The organism is Micromonospora maritima (assembly GCF_902825405.1).
GTDB lineage: Bacteria > Actinomycetota > Actinomycetes > Mycobacteriales > Micromonosporaceae > Micromonospora > Micromonospora maritima.
The window spans coordinates 16,888-33,878 of sequence record NZ_CADEAU010000001.1 but is presented as its reverse complement, the minus strand read 5'-3'; the positions used below and the strand labels follow the sequence as shown (position 1 = coordinate 33,878).

Genomic DNA, 16,991 nt, shown 5'->3' with positions numbered 1-16,991 from the left:
CGTACCGGCCCGTCACACGGCCGACGGATCGCGGCTGTGCCCAGGGCGCCAGGAGCTTGTCATCCATCGGGGTCGAGGTCGGCCAGACCCTGACCGGTCTCCGGGTCCCACGGAATCGACTCGTGGTCGTGGACGACGACCCATCGCCCGTCGCGCCTGCGGCACACCAGGGTGGCGCGTACCCACATGGACACGTCCGTGCCCGACCGCAAGGTCCCGGTGACGTGGTAGAGGAAGGCGCAGTAGCCGAGGTCGCCGTCGGCGTCGACATGCAGGTCCCGAACCTCGTATCCCGGCCCGTCGGCGTACGCGTCGAACCACGCCTCGGTCTGCGGCGCCATCTGGTCGGCACCCCGCAGTCGCAGCGGGGGCAGGACGTTGAAGGCGAGCACGTCCGCGGCCTGGTGAGCGGCAAGCGCCCCGGCGTCCCGGCGCGCCACTGCCGCCACGCGCTTGTCGATCAGCTCCCGCAACTCCTGCTTCGCCTGGTCGGTCGTCATTCCCTCGTCGTACCCGGGGCATGGGGGCGCTAACGCGATTCACGCGATCGTGGACGCAGCGGTCGATGTCGATCTCCGCCGGCCACCTCCGACCCTGCTCCGCCGGTCCGGCCGGCGGAGCAGAGTCGTCTCGGGTCAGCCGCAGCGCTGACCGTTGAGGGTGAAGGCGGACGGTGCCGGGTTGGTGCCGGTCCAGGTGCCGTTGACGCCGATGCTGGTGGTGGCGCCGGGAGCGAGTCTGCCGTTCCAGCTCATGCTCTCGGCGGTGACGCTGGTTCCCTCCTGCTTCCAGGTGGCCGACCAGCCCTGGCCGATCTTCTGGCCGGTGGTGGGGAAGTCGAACGCGAGTTTCCAGCCGTCGACGGCGGTGGTCCCGGTGTTCCTGATGGTGACGGTGGCGGTGAAGCCGCCGGGCCAGTTGTTCGCCGTCCAGCCGACCGTGCAGCGGCCGGTCGGGGCGGCGGGTGCGGTCCGCACGGTCAGGCCGGGCGAGGCCGTCGAGACGTTGCCCGCCGCGTCGCGGGCGGTCACCACGAAGGTGTACGAGGTGTCCGCGGTCAACCCGCTCACCGTGTACGAGGTGCCGGTGGCGCTGCCCACCTTCACCGTGCCGGTGGCGTCGACCCGGTGCACGTCGTAGCCGGTCACGCCGGTGTCGTCGGTGGACGGCGTCCAGGTCAGCGCGACGCTGTCGGCGGTGACCGCGCCGGCTGTCGGCTTGCCGGGGGTGGTCGGCGCCGTGGTGTCGCCGGGTGTGGTGCCGCGCGGCAGCACCAGGTGGGTGATCGAGTTGGCCGGGAAGGTGGCGGTCAGGCCGCCGGCGGTCACCGGTTGGTCGGCCTCCCGGACGACGCCGGTGAGGTCCGCCGCGCTGTAGCGGTAGACCTGGGCGGTGCCGGCGGCGGCGCCGGTGAGGGCGATCGGGCTGGTCAGGTCGTCGCCGGTCTTGTTCACCACGACCAGGGTGAGCGCCCGGTCGGCGGTGCGCTCGGCCGCGTACACGGCCAGCCTGCCCTGGTCGGCGCTCGTGGCCCGGACGGAGGTCTCGCCGAACGCCCCGCCCCGGCCGTCGTAGTTGCGGTAGATGCGGAAGGCGTCGGCCACCGGCTGGTCGGCCCCGGGTGCGGTCCAGAGGGTGGCCAGGTCCAGCCCTTCGCGGCCGAAGATGCCGAGCACGTCGGCCTGGGCGAGTGCGCCGTTGAGCGACCCGTGGCCGCCCCAGTTGTACTCGGTCATCGCGATCTTGGTGCCCGGGTAGTGCTGGTCGACCAGTTCCCGCATCCGGGGGATGAAGCGGACCGGCTGGTTGATCCAGCTCTCGTCGGTGTACGTCGGGTCCCAGAGCTGGCGGGTCGAGCGCAGCCGCAGCGCCTGGGTGTCGGCGTCGCCGGCGGCGTCACCGAACACGCCCGACTGCTGGGGGTAGAGGTGGACGTCGAAGTAGTCGAGGATCCGGGTGCCGTGCTGCTGCTCGTACTCCCGCATCCGGTCCAGGTACCACGGGCCGAGGTCCTGGCCGCCGTGCGCGGCCTTGTCCGGGGGGTTCGACCAGCATCCGGTGCGCGAGCAGGTGTCCTGGTCCAGCCCCGAGTAGAAGATCGAGTTCAGACCCCAGCCGACCGGGCCGAGCGTCTTCGCGCCGGGGTCGGCTGCCTTGATCGCGGCGGCGTACCGGTAGGTGCGGTCGCGCAGCTCGTCGTAGCCCAGCCCGACCGGGCGGACGTCGCGGTGGGTGGCGTGCCAGAGGTCCGGCTCGTTGTCCAGGTTGTAGAACTGGACCCCGCCGTCGGCGGCGGCGCCGAACTGCCCCTTGAGGTGGTCGACGAGGTCGGTGGCGTACTCCGGACCGACCGCGACGCTCGTGTCCTTCGGGTCGTTGCCGGTGACGAGGCTGCCGTCGGGCTTCCTGCCGTTGCCGCAGTCGGGCGCCCAGGGGTCGGTGGACTGCTGCGGACCGTACTTGGCCACGCTGAAGCCGCACGCCTTCGCCCGGTCCTTGGCGATCCAGCCGAGCATCGGCACCGTCATGACCGTGGCGGCGCCGGTGGCCTTGTTCTGCTGCACGAACCGGTCGGTCTCCGAGCCCTTCGGCAGATCGGCCGGACTCGGGTTGTCGTTCGGGATGTTCTCGAAGTACCAGTCCGAGGCCCGGTTGGTGGTGTCGTTGCGGAAGTTGTAGCGGGTGGTGGCATTGCCGCCGTAGCGGTGCACGGGCAGCCTCAGCTCCCGGGCAAGGGCCTGGTCGGCGAAGTTCATGCCGTAGACGTACGGACTGATCGGGTGCCGGTCGGCGGTGACGTCGACGGCCAGTGCCGGGCCGGGGGCGGCCAGTGCGGGCTCCGGCAGGGCCAGACCGCCGAGGGCCGCGGCCAGCACGACCGGGAGCAGTGCGGTGGTGGGACGCACGAGCATTCCTTCCCTGACGTGAATAGAAGCTCGACGATGGGAGCGCTTCCACAGGCTTCCGCCTCGCGGGCCCCGAGTCAACCCGGGGGGAGGCCGTTCGTCAGGGTGGTGCGGGCGTCACGCCTGGCTCAGGCCGAGTGCCTCGTCCACCCGGTCCAGCACCGTCACGTCGTCGTGGCCGACGCCGCGCAGCAGGTCGATCGCGGTCGCCCGGATCTGACCGACGATCATGGTGACCGGCAGCGGCGGATCGGTCCGCAGCAGGCCCGCGGCGACCCGGACCGCCTCCAGGGCCGCCGCGTCGGCCCGCTGCGCGTGCCGGTCGGCGTCGGCGCCGCTGAGGTCGTGGGCCAGAGCCTCCCCGGCCGACCGTACGGCGGCGGTCAGCGCACCGATCGCCGTGTCCAGCTCCGGCGGCGTGGCGGTGTGCCGGCGGGTCAGGGTCACGCCGGCCCGGGCCAGCACCCGGATGTTGCGGGCGGCGTAGTCGAGCTGCCGCAGCGTCGCCTCCACGTCGGCGAGCTTGCCCAGGTGCCGGCGGCGCAGCCCCAGCCGCAGCGTCTCCCCGGTGGCGAGCACGGCGGCCTGCATCTGGGCGACGCAGTCGTCCACCTGCCGGGCCTGGTCCAGCGCCGCGCGGGCGGCCTCCTCGTCGCAGCTCCGCAGCGCCCCGTTCACCTGGTCGAGCAGGTCGGCGAGGTCGGTGTAGCTGCGCCGGGCCTGCGCCACCAGCGGCTCCAGCGGGTCGCGGGCGGCCATCACCTGGCTGGCGGCCAGCGCCACCGCGCCGCCGATGAGCGCGTCGACGAAACGGAACGGCATCAGCGTCCCGCTCGGCGCGGCGACCACGACCAGGTACATGGCCGAGACGCTGGCCTGCACGACCAGGGCGCGGCGGGCCCCGAACGCCACGAGCGTCGTGGTGGTCAGCACCAGCACCAGCAGGACCGTGCCGGTGCCCGGACCCAGCGCGTACACCAACAGTTCCGCCATGAGCACGGCGGCAGCCACGGCGAGCAGGATCTCGACGGTCTGCCGCAGCCGTCGCCCGCGGGACTCGCCGAGCACGACGAGCGCGGCGGTCGGGGCGAAGAACGGGTCCGGGTGACGGATCACCACCGCCGCCACGATCCAGGCGACCACGGCGGCGCTTGTCAGCTCGACCACGGTCATGCCGTCGCCCCGCAACCGCGCGACGGCGTCGCGCCCCCAGCTTCGCACCGGTGGTACCCCTCTCGCCGGGCGGACCGGTACCGGCCGCCGAATGATCATCCGCGAGGAGGGGCACTACCCCGGCGGTGACCTGCTCAATCGCTCCGGTGCAGGCGGCGACCGGGGCGGGTGGTCGGCCACCGCCACCACCCGACGCAGTGGCACGAAGGCGCGGTCGCCCCGTGAAGACCGACTGCGCGACCGCGGGCGCTGCTGTCTCCCGCGCCACGCCGTGGGCCCGGTCGCCGGGCGACGCAGACTTGGGCGCGCGACTCGACGACGTAGGCGAAACGCCCTTAGGTCATCCCCGTCGTTCGGCACGACGCCGGTGGGCGACCGCCAGCGCGTCGGCGGCCAACGAGTCGGGGCCGCCGGCGCGCCAACTCGCGGTCTCGGCCGCGACCGCGTCCACGTCGCCGCGTTCGGCGTGCGCGTAGGCGCGGATGACGGCGCCGCTCCACTCCCCGTCCGGCCAGCGGCCGGCCCTCCACCGGCCGGAGGCGAGTTGCTCGGCGCGGGCCTGGGCGGCTCGTTCGCGGTCCTCCTCGATCGCGGCGAGCATCGCCTCGACGTCGCCCAGCCAGGTCTCCATGCGGGGCAGGTTCTGCGCCAGCCAGGTCCGCACGACGGTGGCGGCGCGTTCCACGTCGGCTTGGGCGGACAGCGAGAACCTGTGGTCGGGCATCGCCGCGTCGTCGTCGGTCGCCACCAGGCGATGACGCCAGACGCCGTGGTGCGGCGTCGCGGCGCGGCGCGGATCGTGCTCTCCGAAGAAGTACCGCAGGTGCGGCGCGAGCAACACCCCGACATTGATGAAGAACTCGACCTCACCCCCCAGCGCGGCGGTGCGTTGGATGTCGAGAGCAATCCCGTTGCCCTCTGGGGCGAAATGCCGGAAGACCAGCCCTCGGCGGACGAAGCCGGCGGCTGTCAGGTCGGCTTCGACGAGCTCGACGAACCGCCGCAGCAAGGCGTTCACGAGCACGCAGAGTACCGTCCCCGCCTGCCGGCCTCGGGCCCTGCTCGGAACGGGAACTCGTGCGGATCGAGCTACGGAGCCGTCAAGCCGTGGGGTCGCTGGTGACTCCGGCGCTCAGCCGGAAGGCGAGCAGGTCTGCGGCGTGGGGTAGCCGGATCGGCGGGTCGCACGCCCGCATCGCCAGGAGACCGGACATCACACCGCGGCGTATCGCGGCGTCGATCGCCTCCCGCGTGTCGGCCGGCAGACGGTCCCAGGTCTCGGCGGCCACGCAGGAAGAGCAGGGGGTGCCGACGCGGTCTGGAAGACTCGTCCCGCACCGTCGGCCGCAGGCCGGGCAGGCATAGGCGAACATGCGCTTCAGTCTCGGGGTCGTCGTCGTCGCGGCCAACCGGATGGCGGCTGTCCGGTGCCTCCGAGCTGCCCGGCGAAATCCCGCTTCAGCGTCGGGACCGGGACGGGTATCGTGGCCGAGCCGGCCGCGGGACTTGAGTGCGACTTCCGGAACCCGCCTCTGAAGCGATGCTTCGCAGTTCGTGCTCCCATTCCCCGGCCGGCCTCTCGGTCATCGTCTCGAGGAGTTGCGTCGCGGCATGTCACGGGCGGATCGGGTGGCGTGCGAGGACGTGGTCATGTTCGTCAACGCCGCGATCACCTCGACGGGCCAGCGTGAGTTCCGGTCCACAGCCGCCGCGCAGCGCCTGTCGCTGGCGTTCCTGCACGAGTACGTGTTGGGCAACTACCGCGACCTGTACGCCGCGACCCTGGCCCTGGACGTCAACCACCTCAACGCCGCCATGGTCGTGACGAACCTGCTCCGCACCGCGAGGGAGGCCGGCGCCGCGCAGCGCGCGGTCGAGGGGCGGCTGATCGCGGCGCGACTGCGGTCGCTGCCACCGCAGCGGGTGTACGGCGTGTTCCGCGAGCTGCGCCGGCTGAGGATCAACAACCGGCGTACCCGGGCGATCGTGCGGGACTGGGTGGCGGCCCGACCGGACCCGGCCTTCGACGCGGTCAAGTACCGCCGGTCCCTGTCGGTCGCCGCGCGTCACGCCCATCTGCGTCTTCCCGGCGAGGTCGGTACGGCGCTGTTCGACTGGCGCCGCCCGAAGCGCTACCAGACCCCGATCCTGGAGGCGTGGCGGCGCGCCCACTACGAGCAGCGGGCCCTGTACGAGCTGCCGTACACCGTCGCGGAAGGACTCGCCGCCCGGCACGGCATCGACCGGGCCCGGTTCCTCTCCGGCATCGCGCCGAAGCTCACCGCCGGCGAACGGCTACGGCTGCAGGCGAGCGGTGCCCGGCACCGCGTCGAGGCGCTCGTGCTCGACCTCGCCACCGCGCCCCTGACCCGCCTCGCGATCTACGTGCTGTCGCTGCCCCGCGCGGAACGCGTCAGGCGTCGCGACGAACTCACCGACGCCCTGCGGGCCGGTGCGCGCCGCGCCGCCCGCCGGCAGGCGGGCACCTGGGGCCGGGTGGTGGCCGTCCTCGACGACAGCTACTCCGCCGCCGGCTCCGGCGTGAAGCGCCGCCGGCCGCTCGCCGTCGCCCTGGCCGCGCACCATCTGCTGGAGGTCCTCGCCGCCGACTACACCGGGCTGTGGCTGCACCACCGCGGCGACCCGCTGCTCGTGCACCCCATCGGCCCCACCGGCCTGGGAACGCGACTCGTCGACGCCCTCGAACGCCGTCCCGACCGGCTCGTCGTCGTCTCCGACGGCTGGGACAACGACCCACCCGGGCAGGCCGCCGAGGTGTTGCGGGTCTGGCGTACCCGCCTCGATCCACACCGGGCCACAAGCGTCGTACACCTGAACCCGGTCTACGACGCCGACACCTTCGACGTGCGCCGTCTCGCCGCCGGGGTGGCCACCGTCGGCGTCCGCGACGCCGAGGACGTGGCCGCGCTCGTCGAGCTGGCCCGCTTCGCCACCGGCGAGGCCGGCTTCGAGGAGCTACGCCGGCACCTCGCCGACCGGGTCGACCGCTTCCTCGACGCCGAGCGGGCAGCGTCGTGACGGCCGCCGTCGGTGGGATCGACCTGACCGGGCTGACGACCGGCCCCGCCCAGACGTGGGGCGCGCTCCGCCTCGTCCCGCTCCTGCGGCCGGCCCCCGTCACCGATCTGCGCCTGCACGCCCGCCTCCACGCCCCGGACGCCCTGTCGATCGTCAGCACCGGACCCCGTACCTCCTATGTCTCCTACGTGCCGCACGCGTTCGTGGCCACGTGGAGCACCGACGGCACCCCGGCCGCCGCGTACGGCACCCAGTTCCACGCCCCCGGTGACGCCGGCGCTCCCGACGGCGTCCGCCTGACGTTCCGCCGCCGACTGGCCCGCCGTGAGAATCGGCAGCGGCTGCGTTTCCTGCCGCTGCACCTGGCCCTGGAGGGCTACCTGATGCTCCAGTTCGGCGGTCCGCCCGTCGCCTGGCAGGAGTGGACCCGCGCCGCCGTCACCCGGGGCCTGTCCCCACGCGTGGAGGCCAGCTACACCGGCACCGCCGTCACCGGCCTCGACGACGCGCTGCGTGTCTTCGAGATCCACCCCGACCAGTGCGGCATGGTGCTGTACGTCGCCGACGCCCTCGCCGCCGCGTTCGTCGTGCCGCACCCGGACGACTACCGCGCCCTGCACCCCACGCTGTTGCAGGACTTCTACGGCGACCTGCTGTTCCACTACGCCTACCTGTATCCCGCCGTGCCCGGCTTCGTGGCCCGGCTCGACGACACCGGCATCGGCAGCGTCGCCGACCTACGAGATGAGATGGCCCGGGCGGAGGCCGAGTGGAGGGCCCAGCACGCGGTCATGGCCGACGGGCTGCTGGGCACCGAGCGTCCGACCGTCACGCCGGTGCGTCGGATGGGTCGGTTCACGCTGTCCCGGTTTCTGCCGGCCTTCGACCCCGACGTGGAGAACCACATCGGCGAGACCATCACCGACGAGGCCGGCCGGACGGCCTACCTCAAGACGTTCCGCCTGTCGGCCGCCCAGACCCGCCGGGGACATCTGCTGTCCCAGCTCGCCGCGACCGACTGGAACCTGGACGCCACTGCCGCCGCGCTGCGCACCGATCGTGACGGCCTGGTCGGCCGCCTCGACCGCGCCGGATTCGGTCATCTGCTGCGCCCCGACATCATCGACGCCGTCCGCAGGCGCCACTGATACCGGCCGGTCGGTCCGCTCGCGGATCAGTGGTCCGGTTGCCGTGGGGGGAGCCGGTCGGTGCGCGCGAGCGCCCGGCGACGAGCCCACCGGGCGAGCAGGTTCAACCCCAGGGCGTACGCGGCGGCGCTCACCAGCAGGGCGACGCCGGCGCCGCACCCCCCGTCACCCACCACCACCGGGGGTACGGCCCAGACGTCCGTCGACAGTCCGGCCAGCGCGATCGCCGTGCCGGCCGCGATCGGTGAGACGGCCCACAACAGGCCGGACGGCGCCCCGAACCGGTCGTCCTGCACCAGCCCGGTCAGGGTGGCGGCGAACCAGCCGAGCAGGAACAGCAGCACGAGCGGCCAGCGCGTCGCGGGTCGCCGCAGGCGCCCTCGAAGCAGCGCGCCGAGGCCGACGCCGCCCGCCGCGTAGAGCGGGTAGGCGGCCACCTCGCACAGGACGACCCGCACCAGGACCGGGTCGTCGAGCGCGCCGGTCGGGAAGAAGACCCCCTCGCGGGCCCGGGCGAGCGGGTACGCGACCGTGACGGCCACCCCGGCCAGGAGCGCCGCGAGCGGGACCGCCGCCGCCAGCGCCCTGGCCTGCGTGTTCCGCACGGCGAGGGCGGCGCCGGCCAGCAACGCCAACGCCTGCCCACAGAGGACGCCCGAGGTGTACCGGAAGATGCGCGTGGTGTGGAGCAGCTCGTACTGCTGCGCGTCACCCTGCGCGTCGTAGTTGACCCAGAAGGTGTAGAACCCGTCGTTGAACGGCATCGCCACGAGCACCAGCAGCGCCGTCGCCGGCACCGACCAGACGCCCGGGTGCGCCACGGCACGCCGGAGCGTCGGCGGACGACGGCCGGCCATCCCCGCTGACATGAGCCAAGCTTGTCCGTCACGGCCACGGCCGGGCAAGGTGGTCGCCCGCCCCGGTCGGTCCGACCCTCGTCGAGCCTGCGGGGCGTCACCGCTCGCACCAGGTCGGACCCTTCGCGGCGGTCGGTTGCTTCCCGGCCTGATGATCCATCGCCTCGTGCTCGCCGACGTGCTAGGAAGGGATGTGCCCAACCTGGCAAGCTCCGGTGACGCGGCATCCCTGGAGACTCCGCGGCTGCTGCTGCGCCGCTGGCGGGACGAGGATCTCGACGGGATCGCCGCGGTCAACGCGCAGCCCGAGGTGATGCGTCACATCCATGGGGGCCGCACGCTGGACCGGGCCGAGACGGCAGAGCGCCTGGCCACCTATCGACGACACTGGGACGAGTACGGCTTCGGCCTGTACGCGGTGGAACTCCGGGAGACCGGCGAGCTGGCCGGGTTCACCGGCTTGGCGGTGCCGACCTTCCTGCCCGAGATCATGCCGGCGGTGGAGATCGGCTGGCGGCTCGGCCAGGCTCACTGGGGCCGGGGCTTCGCCACGGAGGCCGCTCGGGCCGTGGTCGCCCACACGCGTGCCGAGCTGGGCCTGCGGCGGCTGGTCAGCATTCACGTCGTCGGCAACGAGGCGTCCGCGCGGGTGATGGTCAAGCTGGGCATGTCGCTGGAGCGAGAGACGGTGCAGCCGGACACCGGCCGCCGGGTCCGGGTCTACGCGATGGACCTGTAGGTCGAGGCGTCGCGCTCCGGACCGACTCCGCCGCGGGCCGGCGGGCACGGCCTCTCACCGCGACGCTGCTTGAGGCTCCGTGGTACGCCTGCGACGCGCATCCGTGAGGTCATCGGACGTGCGACGAGGCGCGGTACCGTCGAGGGGGCGGTGGCCGGGTGAGTTCGTCTGGCCCCTTGAGCTTGGAGCGGCGCTATGGCCTCGTTCGTCGATCCGCGCTTCGGCGCAGTTCTGCGTGAGTTCCGGGAACGGCGTGGTCTGTCGCTTCGAGCACTCGGGCAGCTCGCCCATCGGAGCAAGAGCCATCTGCACGAGTTGGAGGCAGGTCTCAAGACCCCGACGGCCGACACGGCGAGGCACCTCGACCAGCTTCTCGAAGCGGGGGGTGTGCTGGCTCGCCTGGTCGATGCGCCCGTCGACCATACGGCCGAGGCCGGCGAGCTACGGGCGCGAGTTGCCGCCAGCGATGTCAGCGCAGACGTACTCGAACGGATCGAGCAGAGCGTCGACGACCTCGCCAGCTCCTATCCGACGTTGGCGCCGGCTGATCTTCTGCCCTTGGTGCGGCGGCACCTCGCCTACGTGGTCAGGCTGCTGGACGGACGAGTGACGCTCGCCCAGCAACGACGGCTGTTGGTTGCCGGCGGTTGGTTGGCGGTGCTGCGCGCCACCGTCCACATCGACCTACGCCAGCGAAGGGCCGCGGCTGCCCATCTGCGCGCCGCTCGCGATCTTGCCGAACACGCGGAACACAGCGAGATCCAGGCATGGTGTCTGGAGACCCGAGCCTGGGACGTGTTGACCCAAGGTGACTACAGGACGGCACTCGAACTCTCCCGCCAAGCTCAGCGGGTCGCTCCGAAGGGCAGCTCGGCCAGGATCCAGGCGACCGCTCAGGAAGCTCGTGCGTGGGCGCGAATCGGGGATGTTCCTGCTACCCGGCGATCCCTGGACCGGGTGGAGCGGCTGACGGCGAACCTGCCCGTTCCTGCGCGAGCCGAGCATCACTACCGCTACGACCCGGCCAAGGCCGCCGCGTACGCCGCGACGACGTTGGCCTGGGCCGGTGACCCGGGCGCCGAGCAGGTGGCGCGGGCGGTGCTGGCCGACCTCGACCCGCGCGGCGACGGGGGAGCGCGGCCGCGTCGATCTGCGTCGGCCCGTCTCGACCTCGGCCTTGCCCTGGTCGCCGCAGGGCAACCGGACGAGGCGGCCGCGGTCGGGGCGCGGGCTGTGGCCTCCGGCCGGGTGGTGCCGTCGAACTGGTGGCGTGCTGCGGAACTGCTGTCGAAGGTGGAGCAGTCGGGGGCGCCAGAGGCCGCCGCGTTGCGTGAACTGTGCATGGAGCACGCCCCCGGACGCCTGCCACCAGCGGACAGCACACCCGGTTAGCGGACACTCACCTTCTGGATCGCCGACGCGCGTGGCGTGACGCTGGACCTCACTGCACGCGGGCGCGGAACGAGGCACATCAGCAGGTGCCCTCCGTGCCCCGACGACGGAGGGGCCGGACACATGACAGCGGATGGCGGGTTTCTGCGGCTGATCCTCAGCCGATTCGATCCTTCGCAGCTGGTTCTCTCCGATTTCGGGCAGCGGATCCAGACGATCGAGCAGGAGGCCGCTCGGCGGCGGCTGCTGATCCAGGCGCGAGGCGGACAGCAGGAGACGGAGGCCCGAGAGGGCGTCCCGATGTCGCCACCTCGGCGCGTCTCGTACGACGAGTACCTCTCGGCAACGGCGTTGACTCTCGCGCGGCGGCATCGGCCGGCGTGGTCGTGGCGGCGGTGGCGGTGGGTGTGCCGCTGCGGTGCCGAGCTGCCGTGCCGGGTCCGGCACCGCGTTCCGATCGGTGCCGTGCACTGGCCGGGGGAGCGGCGGTGAGCGGTCAGGAGCAGCGCATCCTGCGCGTACACGTGCGGGGTCTGGACGGGATGTGCGTGGGCTGCCGGGTGTGGTGGGGGCGGCTCACGCCGTACCCGTGCTGGCAGGTGAAGTGGGTGACCAGCCGGCAGGCGCGGCATCTCACCGCGACCCTGCTCGGGGGCCGCGGGTGAGCACGCACGGGCCGGTGCTGCCGGTGTGGAGCTGTGGCGGCTGCGCGGCTCCCTGGCCGTGCGAGACGCGGCGGCGGGAGCTGCGGGCGGAGTTCGCGGGCGCGCGGGTGTCGCTGGCGTTGTACATGGGTGCGCAGCTGGCGCGGGCGGCGGAGGACCTGCACTGGGTGCCGGCGGGGCTGCTGCACCGGCGCTTCCTGGGGTGGCTGCGGTGAGCGTCCTGCGGTCCGGTGCTCACGCCCCGCTGTCCCACGGGATCCGGCGGCCCGGCCCGGGAGGCAGCTCCCGGTGCCCGGCGTCGAGGTCACCGAGGCCACCGGCGGCGTTGATCAGACCGATGTGGGAGAACGCCTGCGGGAAGTTTCCCAGCGCGGCGCCGTCGCGCGGGTCCACCTGCTCGGAGAACAGGCCGAGGTCGTTGGTACGCCCCGCGAGTCGCTCGAACAGGTGGCCTGCCTCGTCGCGCTCGCCGGCGAGGGCCAGGCAACCCACGAGCCAGAACGAACAGATCAGGAAGCCCGCGGGATCGGTGTCCCAGCGCCGGACCAGTTGACCGAACCGTCCCGGTCCACCAGGGCTGCGCTGTGGCCGTCCGCCAAGAGGCCGTGGTCGGCGATGCGGGCATGCGTCACCGGGCCGGACTACCCGCGACGCGCCCGCCCAGTCGCGCTGGCGCAGCCGGAGGCGCCACCCTGGCCGGGCATCCATCGGCGGCCCGCAGGGTGGTGCGCGCTCCTTCGCCGGTCGGAATCGCGGACAATGACCTGATGGCATTGCCCTTTCCCTCGCCGACGACTCCGGCATCGGGACGCGCCGAGGTCTTCGTGAGATATCTGGACTACTTCCGGGAGATCCTCTTGGCGAAGGTGTCCGCTCTGTCCGACGACGAGGTGCGGCGCAGCCGGCTTCCCTCCGGGTGGACACCCCTCGAATTGCTCAAGCATCTGCGCTACGTCGAGCTTCGGTGGATCGAATGGGGATTCGAGGGGTGCGACGTCGACGATCCGTGGGGTGACCGGCGCGGGGACCGGTGGTACGTGGCGCCCGACGAGACACGCGACAGCCTGGCGGCGTCGCTCCGTGCCCAGGGAGCACACACCGCCTCCGTGGTCGCGAGCAGTGACCTGGCGGCGGTGGGGGCTCCCGGTCCGAGGTGGGACGGAGCGGCGCCGGCGACGTTGGAACGCGTGTTGTTCCACCTCGTCCAGGAGTACGCCCGCCACCTCGGGCATCTGGACGTCGTGGCCGAGCTCGCCGGTGGGTCGGTAGGCGAGTAGCACGGTCAGTCGACCCGGTGCCCGCCCGTGCCGATCTCGTGCGTACAACCCTCGCGCAGCGCGCGGAGCAGCACGGCGGCCCAGGTCCGATAGGGACGCCAGCGCTCGGACACCTCGTCGATCGTGGTCCCGTACCTCTCGGTCACCTCGGCGTTGAGCCGCTTGTCGTGGTGAGGAAGTCCGTCGGGGTGGTTCGCGCCCCTGAGCACGACGAGTTCCGCCGCGAAAGGCCCCAGGCCCTTCACGGCCTGTACGGCGGCGACGGCGGCCTCGGCGTCCAGGCCGCGCAGGTGCTCGCCGACGAGCAGACCGTCGAGGGCGGCGTCCGCGACGGCGTGCAGGTACTCGGTCTTGCGGCCCGGCAGGTCGAGGTCGAGGCGGCGCAGGCGGGCCGGCGCGGGGAAGCTACCGTCGCGGCCGTGCCGCCGGATCAGGGCCGCGCGCAGGCCGGTCGCCTGGGTGATGCGGATCCGCTGGGAGAGCACGGCCCAGCAGGCCGCCTCGTACGGCGAGTGGAAGCCGCACGGGCGCAGCCCCGGCAGTTGTCGCTGGGCCTCGCCGATGATCGGGTCGCGCGTGCCCACCGCGCTCCAGCCGGTCGCGTCGACGTCGAGGGCGAGGAAGCGGAGGGTCTGCGCCACGGCGGCGTCGAGGTCGCCGGTGCCGGTCACGGTGATGGCCGCGCTCTCGCGGTGTTGTCGTACCGACGCGGTGGCGGGCGTCCAGTCCCGCTCGTTCAGGAACGTGGTCGCGAGGACCTCCTCGTCGTCGTGTCCGGGGAGCGCGGCCGGGGCGAAGCCCTCCCAGAACCGCCGGGACGTGGTCAGCGACCACGGCCCGGCGATCGTGCGCTGTGCGGTGCGTCGGGTCACGTCGGTCGGCTCAGTTCCGGTCGTGGACGGTGACGGCGTAGCCGTCCGGGTCCCGGAAGGTGAAGGCGCGTCCGAACGGGGTGTCGGCGGGTGCGGCGACGATCGTCACTCCGGCGTCCGTGAGCTCGTCGTGCAGGGCCTGCGCGTCGTCGGCGCCCAGCCACAGGGCGACTCCGGCTCCGGCGTGCGGGCGTACGGCGTCGAGGTCGACGCCGGGGAGGGGTTCCCGGACGGCGAACGGCACCGGATCGGTGGCGAACACCACGGCGTGCGGCGGGCCGGTCGGGGCACGACGCAGGCCGAGCCGGGTCTCGTAGAAGGTGGCCGCGGCCTCCACGTCACGAACCTGCAGGGCGATGAAGTCGGGTCCGGTCACTGTCATGATCGCTCCTCGATCGCTTTGTCAGAGTGTTGACATGGACAGCATATGTCAGACTCCTGACATGGAGAAGGGTGCCCTGGATCTTGACCTCTCGGTCGGCTACGCGTTGAAGCGCGCCGCCGTGGCCCTGCGCGCGGCCATGGACCGGGAACTGCGCGCCGTGGGGCTCTCCGTGCCCCAGTACGCCTGCCTGAGACTGCTCGCCCACGGCACCGGGCTGTCCGGATCCGAGTTGGCCCGAGGGGCGTTCGTCACCCGGCAGTCGATGCACGTCCTGCTGCGGGGCCTGCAGGACCGGGGACTGCTCGCACGGGCGGCGGCCGCACCCCGCGGCCGGGCCCTGCCCGTCGCGCTGACCGAGGCGGGACGGGACGTGCTCACCCGGGCCGACGAGATCGTGGCCGGCGTCGAGCGCCGGATGACGTCGGTGCTCTCCGAGGGCGCCCGCCACCGACTGCTGGCTGACCTGGCGGCCTGCGTGGACGCGTTGGGCGGGCCGGGGCCCGACGACTGAGAGCCGTTCGCGTCGGCTGCCGCAGGCCGGTTGAGCCGGCACCGGACGGGAATGCGGGCGTCGAGTCCCTGACAGCGATGGAAGGAAACTCGCGATGACCAGCATGGCCTCAGCCGGCAACGGCAGCCCGACCGTCGTCCTGGTGCACGGTGCCTTCGCGGACAGCTCCGGGTGGAACGGCGTCGTCGAACGCCTCCAGGCCGCGAACGTCCCGGTGAAGTCCGTCTCCAACCCGTTGCGCGGGATCGAGGAGGACGCGGCATACGTCGCTTCCGCCCTGCAACAGACCGATGGTCCGGTGGTGGCCGTGGGCCACTCCTACGGGGGCGCGGTGATCACGAACGCGGCGTCCCGCGCCGACAACGTGGTCGGGCTCGGCTACGTCGCCGCGTTCGCCCCCGACGAGGGCGAGACGCTCATGGCGATCGAGGGCAACTCCCGCGACAGCGTCCTCACCTCGTCCCTGAACGAGGTGAAGTATCCGACGCAGCGGGGGATGGAGACCGAGTTCCTCATCGACGCGGCGAAGTTCCATGACGCGTTCGCCGCCGACGTCCCCGAGCGGCAGGCGGCCGTCATGGCGGCCACCCAACGGCCGGTGTCCTCACTGGCCTTCTCTCAGCCCAACGGGACGCCCGCCTGGCGGGACCGACCGGCCTGGGCCGCCGTGGCCACCGGCGACAAGGCCGCCGGCACCGACGTGGTGCACATGATGGCCGAGCGCGCCGGAGCGTCGATCTCCGAGGTCGAGGGTTCCCACGTCATCATGGTCAGCCAACCCCAGGCGGTCACCGACATGATCATGCAGGCGGTCGACGGGGTCCGTAAGTGAGGTGAGCCCGCCGTCCGCCCCGGCCCTCGCGGCCGGGGGGACGGCGGGCACCCGTTCGATACCGGCTTCGGTGGAACCTGACCGGCCGCGCGCGGCACGTTGCGCCGCTGGACGCGGCAGCGTTCGGTGGCTGCGTAGACTGCCGCGCCATGGGAGAGATCGTTCCGCTCGGTGAGGTCCGGTGCCCGTCCGGCCAGCTCGTGATCATCGACGGGGGAATGCTGGGCATGTGGTCGGGAAGCAGGCCGCCGAACGAGCTGGATCCACGCGGCCTGGGCTTCGAGGATCCGGTCCTGCTGGCCGAGGTCGCCGGATCCGCGGACTACACGGTGGTCGGTCCGGACGCGGAGTCCGCGAGTGCGTCGTTCCCGGTCCGGCGCGGGCGCTACCACTACGACGTTCCCGCCTCGCGTCAGGACGCCTGGGAGCAACGGTTCGACGACCACTGCCGGGAGCACGGGTGGACGGCCGCGGTGGAGCGCGCCGAGACGCAGGTGCCGCACCGGGAGCGGGCGCGCCGGTGCGCGGTCGAACGCCAGCCGGGGTTCACCGTCTTCGGGCTGCCCGCGGTGGCGGTGGACGGCCTTCCCGCCGCAGCCGTCACGGTGGAGGCGGAACGATCCGACGGGCCGTGGGACGGCTGGCACCAGATCGTCGTCCGGGTCCGTGACGCGCCCGTGGCCGCCACCGTCCAGATCGGCGTGGTCGGCGTCGACGCGGCTCGGCTGGCCTTCGCCGACCCGGACGCCCTCGCACTGTGGCGCCACGAGGAGCCGTCGGACGGCCTCGCCGACGTCGCGTTCTGGGGTGTCGACGCCCCGGAGGCCGCCGCGGAGTTCACCGCCGCACCGTTGACCGCACCGGGTGACGAGAGCTGCTTCGGCTGGACGGACCTGCCGCTGCGTTCGGCCCTGCGACGGGCGATGACGGTGCAGGCCTGGCGCGACGCCGAGCCCGGCCGGAAGATGGCGGTGGACTTCCGGCCGCACTCCCACCACTGGGAGGTGATGCGCCAGGTGCGCGCCAGCGACACGGAGAGCGGCACCCTCACGTTCGGCGACGCGCAGATCATGTTCGCCATGACCAGGTGGGGCGACGGAGTCTTCCCGGTCGAGGTCGACCACGACGTCGACGGGCACCTGCTCGCGGTCCGGATCATCCTGGCCGAGGCCTGAGCGGCGCGGCCGACCGAGAT

The 16,991-nt window shown here is 72.8% G+C and carries 19 protein-coding genes and 1 pseudogene; 11 read left to right on the top strand and 9 right to left on the bottom strand.

The features are described from left to right. Positions 1-59 precede the first annotated feature (59 nt). The 5 genes from HUW36_RS00265 to HUW36_RS00245 form a co-directional block, all read right to left on the bottom strand. On the bottom strand, positions 60-500 hold the full coding sequence (locus HUW36_RS00265; protein ID WP_174526189.1) for a YybH family protein: 441 nt from the start codon (positions 498-500) through the stop codon (positions 60-62). Between the two features lie 135 nt (positions 501-635). Next, complete coding sequence (locus HUW36_RS00260; RefSeq protein ID WP_174526188.1) at positions 636-2,912, bottom strand: glycoside hydrolase family 44 protein; 2,277 nt, start codon at positions 2,910-2,912, stop codon at positions 636-638. A gap of 111 nt (positions 2,913-3,023) precedes the next feature. Then, positions 3,024-4,127: an FUSC family protein gene (locus HUW36_RS00255; RefSeq protein WP_174526187.1), complete on the bottom strand. Its 1,104-nt coding sequence runs from the start codon at positions 4,125-4,127 to the stop codon at positions 3,024-3,026. 292 nt (positions 4,128-4,419) lie between these two features. After that, positions 4,420-5,103 (bottom strand): DUF4304 domain-containing protein, encoded by a 684-nt coding sequence (locus tag HUW36_RS00250; RefSeq protein WP_174526186.1) that lies wholly within the window; start codon positions 5,101-5,103, stop codon positions 4,420-4,422. A 76-nt stretch (positions 5,104-5,179) separates the two neighbouring features. Further along, positions 5,180-5,368, bottom strand: a complete 189-nt coding sequence (locus tag HUW36_RS00245) for a hypothetical protein (protein WP_174526185.1) — start codon at positions 5,366-5,368, stop codon at positions 5,180-5,182. A gap of 322 nt (positions 5,369-5,690) precedes the next feature. Here HUW36_RS00245 and HUW36_RS00240 point away from each other — a divergent pair, with 322 nt between their 5' ends. Further along, entirely contained in the window at positions 5,691-7,118 is a 1,428-nt protein-coding gene (locus tag HUW36_RS00240; protein WP_174526184.1) for a hypothetical protein, read from the top strand. Continuing rightward, a complete protein-coding gene (locus HUW36_RS00235) occupies positions 7,115-8,266 on the top strand; it encodes an ARPP-2 domain-containing protein (RefSeq protein ID WP_174526183.1) in 1,152 nt (383 codons plus the stop codon). The genes HUW36_RS00240 and HUW36_RS00235 overlap by 4 nt, the downstream gene beginning before the upstream one ends. Positions 8,267-8,292: 26 nt before the next feature. Here HUW36_RS00235 and HUW36_RS00230 read toward each other — a convergent pair whose 3' ends face one another. Continuing rightward, complete coding sequence (locus HUW36_RS00230; protein ID WP_174526182.1) at positions 8,293-9,135, bottom strand: hypothetical protein; 843 nt, start codon at positions 9,133-9,135, stop codon at positions 8,293-8,295. A 181-nt stretch (positions 9,136-9,316) separates the two neighbouring features. On the opposite strand from HUW36_RS00230, the gene HUW36_RS00225 reads away from it, so the two are divergent. The 5 genes from HUW36_RS00225 (at position 9,317) to HUW36_RS00210 (ending at position 12,134) form a co-directional block, all read left to right on the top strand. Continuing rightward, positions 9,317-9,862 carry a GNAT family N-acetyltransferase gene (locus tag HUW36_RS00225; RefSeq protein WP_246247742.1) on the top strand — a complete coding sequence of 182 codons (546 nt, stop codon included), beginning with the start codon at positions 9,317-9,319 and terminating at the stop codon, positions 9,860-9,862. 195 nt (positions 9,863-10,057) lie between these two features. Continuing rightward, a complete protein-coding gene (locus HUW36_RS00220; RefSeq protein ID WP_174526180.1) occupies positions 10,058-11,254 on the top strand; it encodes a helix-turn-helix domain-containing protein in 1,197 nt (398 codons plus the stop codon). Between the two features lie 123 nt (positions 11,255-11,377). After that, positions 11,378-11,746: a hypothetical protein gene (locus HUW36_RS35055; RefSeq protein WP_246247740.1), complete on the top strand. Its 369-nt coding sequence runs from the start codon at positions 11,378-11,380 to the stop codon at positions 11,744-11,746. Continuing rightward, positions 11,743-11,919, top strand: a complete 177-nt coding sequence (locus HUW36_RS35050) for a hypothetical protein (protein WP_246247738.1) — start codon at positions 11,743-11,745, stop codon at positions 11,917-11,919. Before HUW36_RS35055 ends, HUW36_RS35050 begins: the two co-directional genes overlap by 4 nt. Beyond that, entirely contained in the window at positions 11,916-12,134 is a 219-nt protein-coding gene (locus HUW36_RS00210) for a hypothetical protein (RefSeq protein ID WP_174526179.1), read from the top strand. The genes HUW36_RS35050 and HUW36_RS00210 overlap by 4 nt, the downstream gene beginning before the upstream one ends. A gap of 19 nt (positions 12,135-12,153) precedes the next feature. Here the strand turns inward: HUW36_RS00210 and HUW36_RS34225 are convergent. After that, positions 12,154-12,483 (bottom strand): annotated as a pseudogene (locus tag HUW36_RS34225) (glycoside hydrolase family 15 protein); the annotation flags it as partial. A 161-nt stretch (positions 12,484-12,644) separates the two neighbouring features. Here HUW36_RS34225 and HUW36_RS00200 point away from each other — a divergent pair. Beyond that, on the top strand, positions 12,645-13,196 hold the full coding sequence (locus HUW36_RS00200; protein WP_246247736.1) for a mycothiol transferase: 552 nt from the start codon (positions 12,645-12,647) through the stop codon (positions 13,194-13,196). 5 nt (positions 13,197-13,201) lie between these two features. Here HUW36_RS00200 and HUW36_RS00195 read toward each other — a convergent pair whose 3' ends face one another. Together HUW36_RS00195 and HUW36_RS00190 are read right to left on the bottom strand one after the other, a co-directional pair. Further along, positions 13,202-14,068 (bottom strand): DNA-3-methyladenine glycosylase family protein, encoded by an 867-nt coding sequence (locus HUW36_RS00195; RefSeq protein ID WP_174526176.1) that lies wholly within the window; start codon positions 14,066-14,068, stop codon positions 13,202-13,204. 10 nt (positions 14,069-14,078) lie between these two features. Beyond that, entirely contained in the window at positions 14,079-14,450 is a 372-nt protein-coding gene (locus HUW36_RS00190; RefSeq protein WP_174526175.1) for a VOC family protein, read from the bottom strand. A 61-nt stretch (positions 14,451-14,511) separates the two neighbouring features. On the opposite strand from HUW36_RS00190, the gene HUW36_RS00185 reads away from it, so the two are divergent. The 3 genes from HUW36_RS00185 to HUW36_RS00175 all read left to right on the top strand — a co-directional run bounded on the left by HUW36_RS00185 (position 14,512) and on the right by HUW36_RS00175 (position 16,971). Beyond that, a complete protein-coding gene (locus tag HUW36_RS00185; protein ID WP_217428725.1) occupies positions 14,512-14,964 on the top strand; it encodes a MarR family winged helix-turn-helix transcriptional regulator in 453 nt (150 codons plus the stop codon). 94 nt (positions 14,965-15,058) lie between these two features. Beyond that, positions 15,059-15,796, top strand: coding sequence for an alpha/beta hydrolase (locus tag HUW36_RS00180; RefSeq protein ID WP_174526173.1), 738 nt, complete (start codon positions 15,059-15,061; stop codon positions 15,794-15,796). 149 nt (positions 15,797-15,945) lie between these two features. After that, a complete protein-coding gene (locus tag HUW36_RS00175; RefSeq protein ID WP_174526172.1) occupies positions 15,946-16,971 on the top strand; it encodes a hypothetical protein in 1,026 nt (341 codons plus the stop codon). Positions 16,972-16,991 lie beyond the last annotated feature (20 nt).

What these genes read in the sequence shown, in the direction of transcription:
- HUW36_RS00240 (WP_174526184.1), top strand. Translation starts at nt 5,691, where the DNA reads ATGTCACGGGCGGATCGGGTGGCGTGCGAGGACGTGGTCATGTTCGTC.
- HUW36_RS00265 (WP_174526189.1), bottom strand. Translation starts at nt 500, where the DNA reads ATGACGACCGACCAGGCGAAGCAGGAGTTGCGGGAGCTGATCGACAAG.
- HUW36_RS35055 (WP_246247740.1), top strand. Translation starts at nt 11,378, where the DNA reads ATGACAGCGGATGGCGGGTTTCTGCGGCTGATCCTCAGCCGATTCGAT.
- HUW36_RS00180 (WP_174526173.1), top strand. Translation starts at nt 15,059, where the DNA reads ATGACCAGCATGGCCTCAGCCGGCAACGGCAGCCCGACCGTCGTCCTG.
- HUW36_RS00230 (WP_174526182.1), bottom strand. Translation starts at nt 9,135, where the DNA reads ATGTCAGCGGGGATGGCCGGCCGTCGTCCGCCGACGCTCCGGCGTGCC.
- HUW36_RS00185 (WP_217428725.1), top strand. Translation starts at nt 14,512, where the DNA reads ATGGAGAAGGGTGCCCTGGATCTTGACCTCTCGGTCGGCTACGCGTTG.
- HUW36_RS00190 (WP_174526175.1), bottom strand. Translation starts at nt 14,450, where the DNA reads ATGACAGTGACCGGACCCGACTTCATCGCCCTGCAGGTTCGTGACGTG.
- HUW36_RS00260 (WP_174526188.1), bottom strand. Translation starts at nt 2,912, where the DNA reads ATGCTCGTGCGTCCCACCACCGCACTGCTCCCGGTCGTGCTGGCCGCG.
- HUW36_RS00175 (WP_174526172.1), top strand. Translation starts at nt 15,946, where the DNA reads ATGGGAGAGATCGTTCCGCTCGGTGAGGTCCGGTGCCCGTCCGGCCAG.
- HUW36_RS00220 (WP_174526180.1), top strand. Translation starts at nt 10,058, where the DNA reads ATGGCCTCGTTCGTCGATCCGCGCTTCGGCGCAGTTCTGCGTGAGTTC.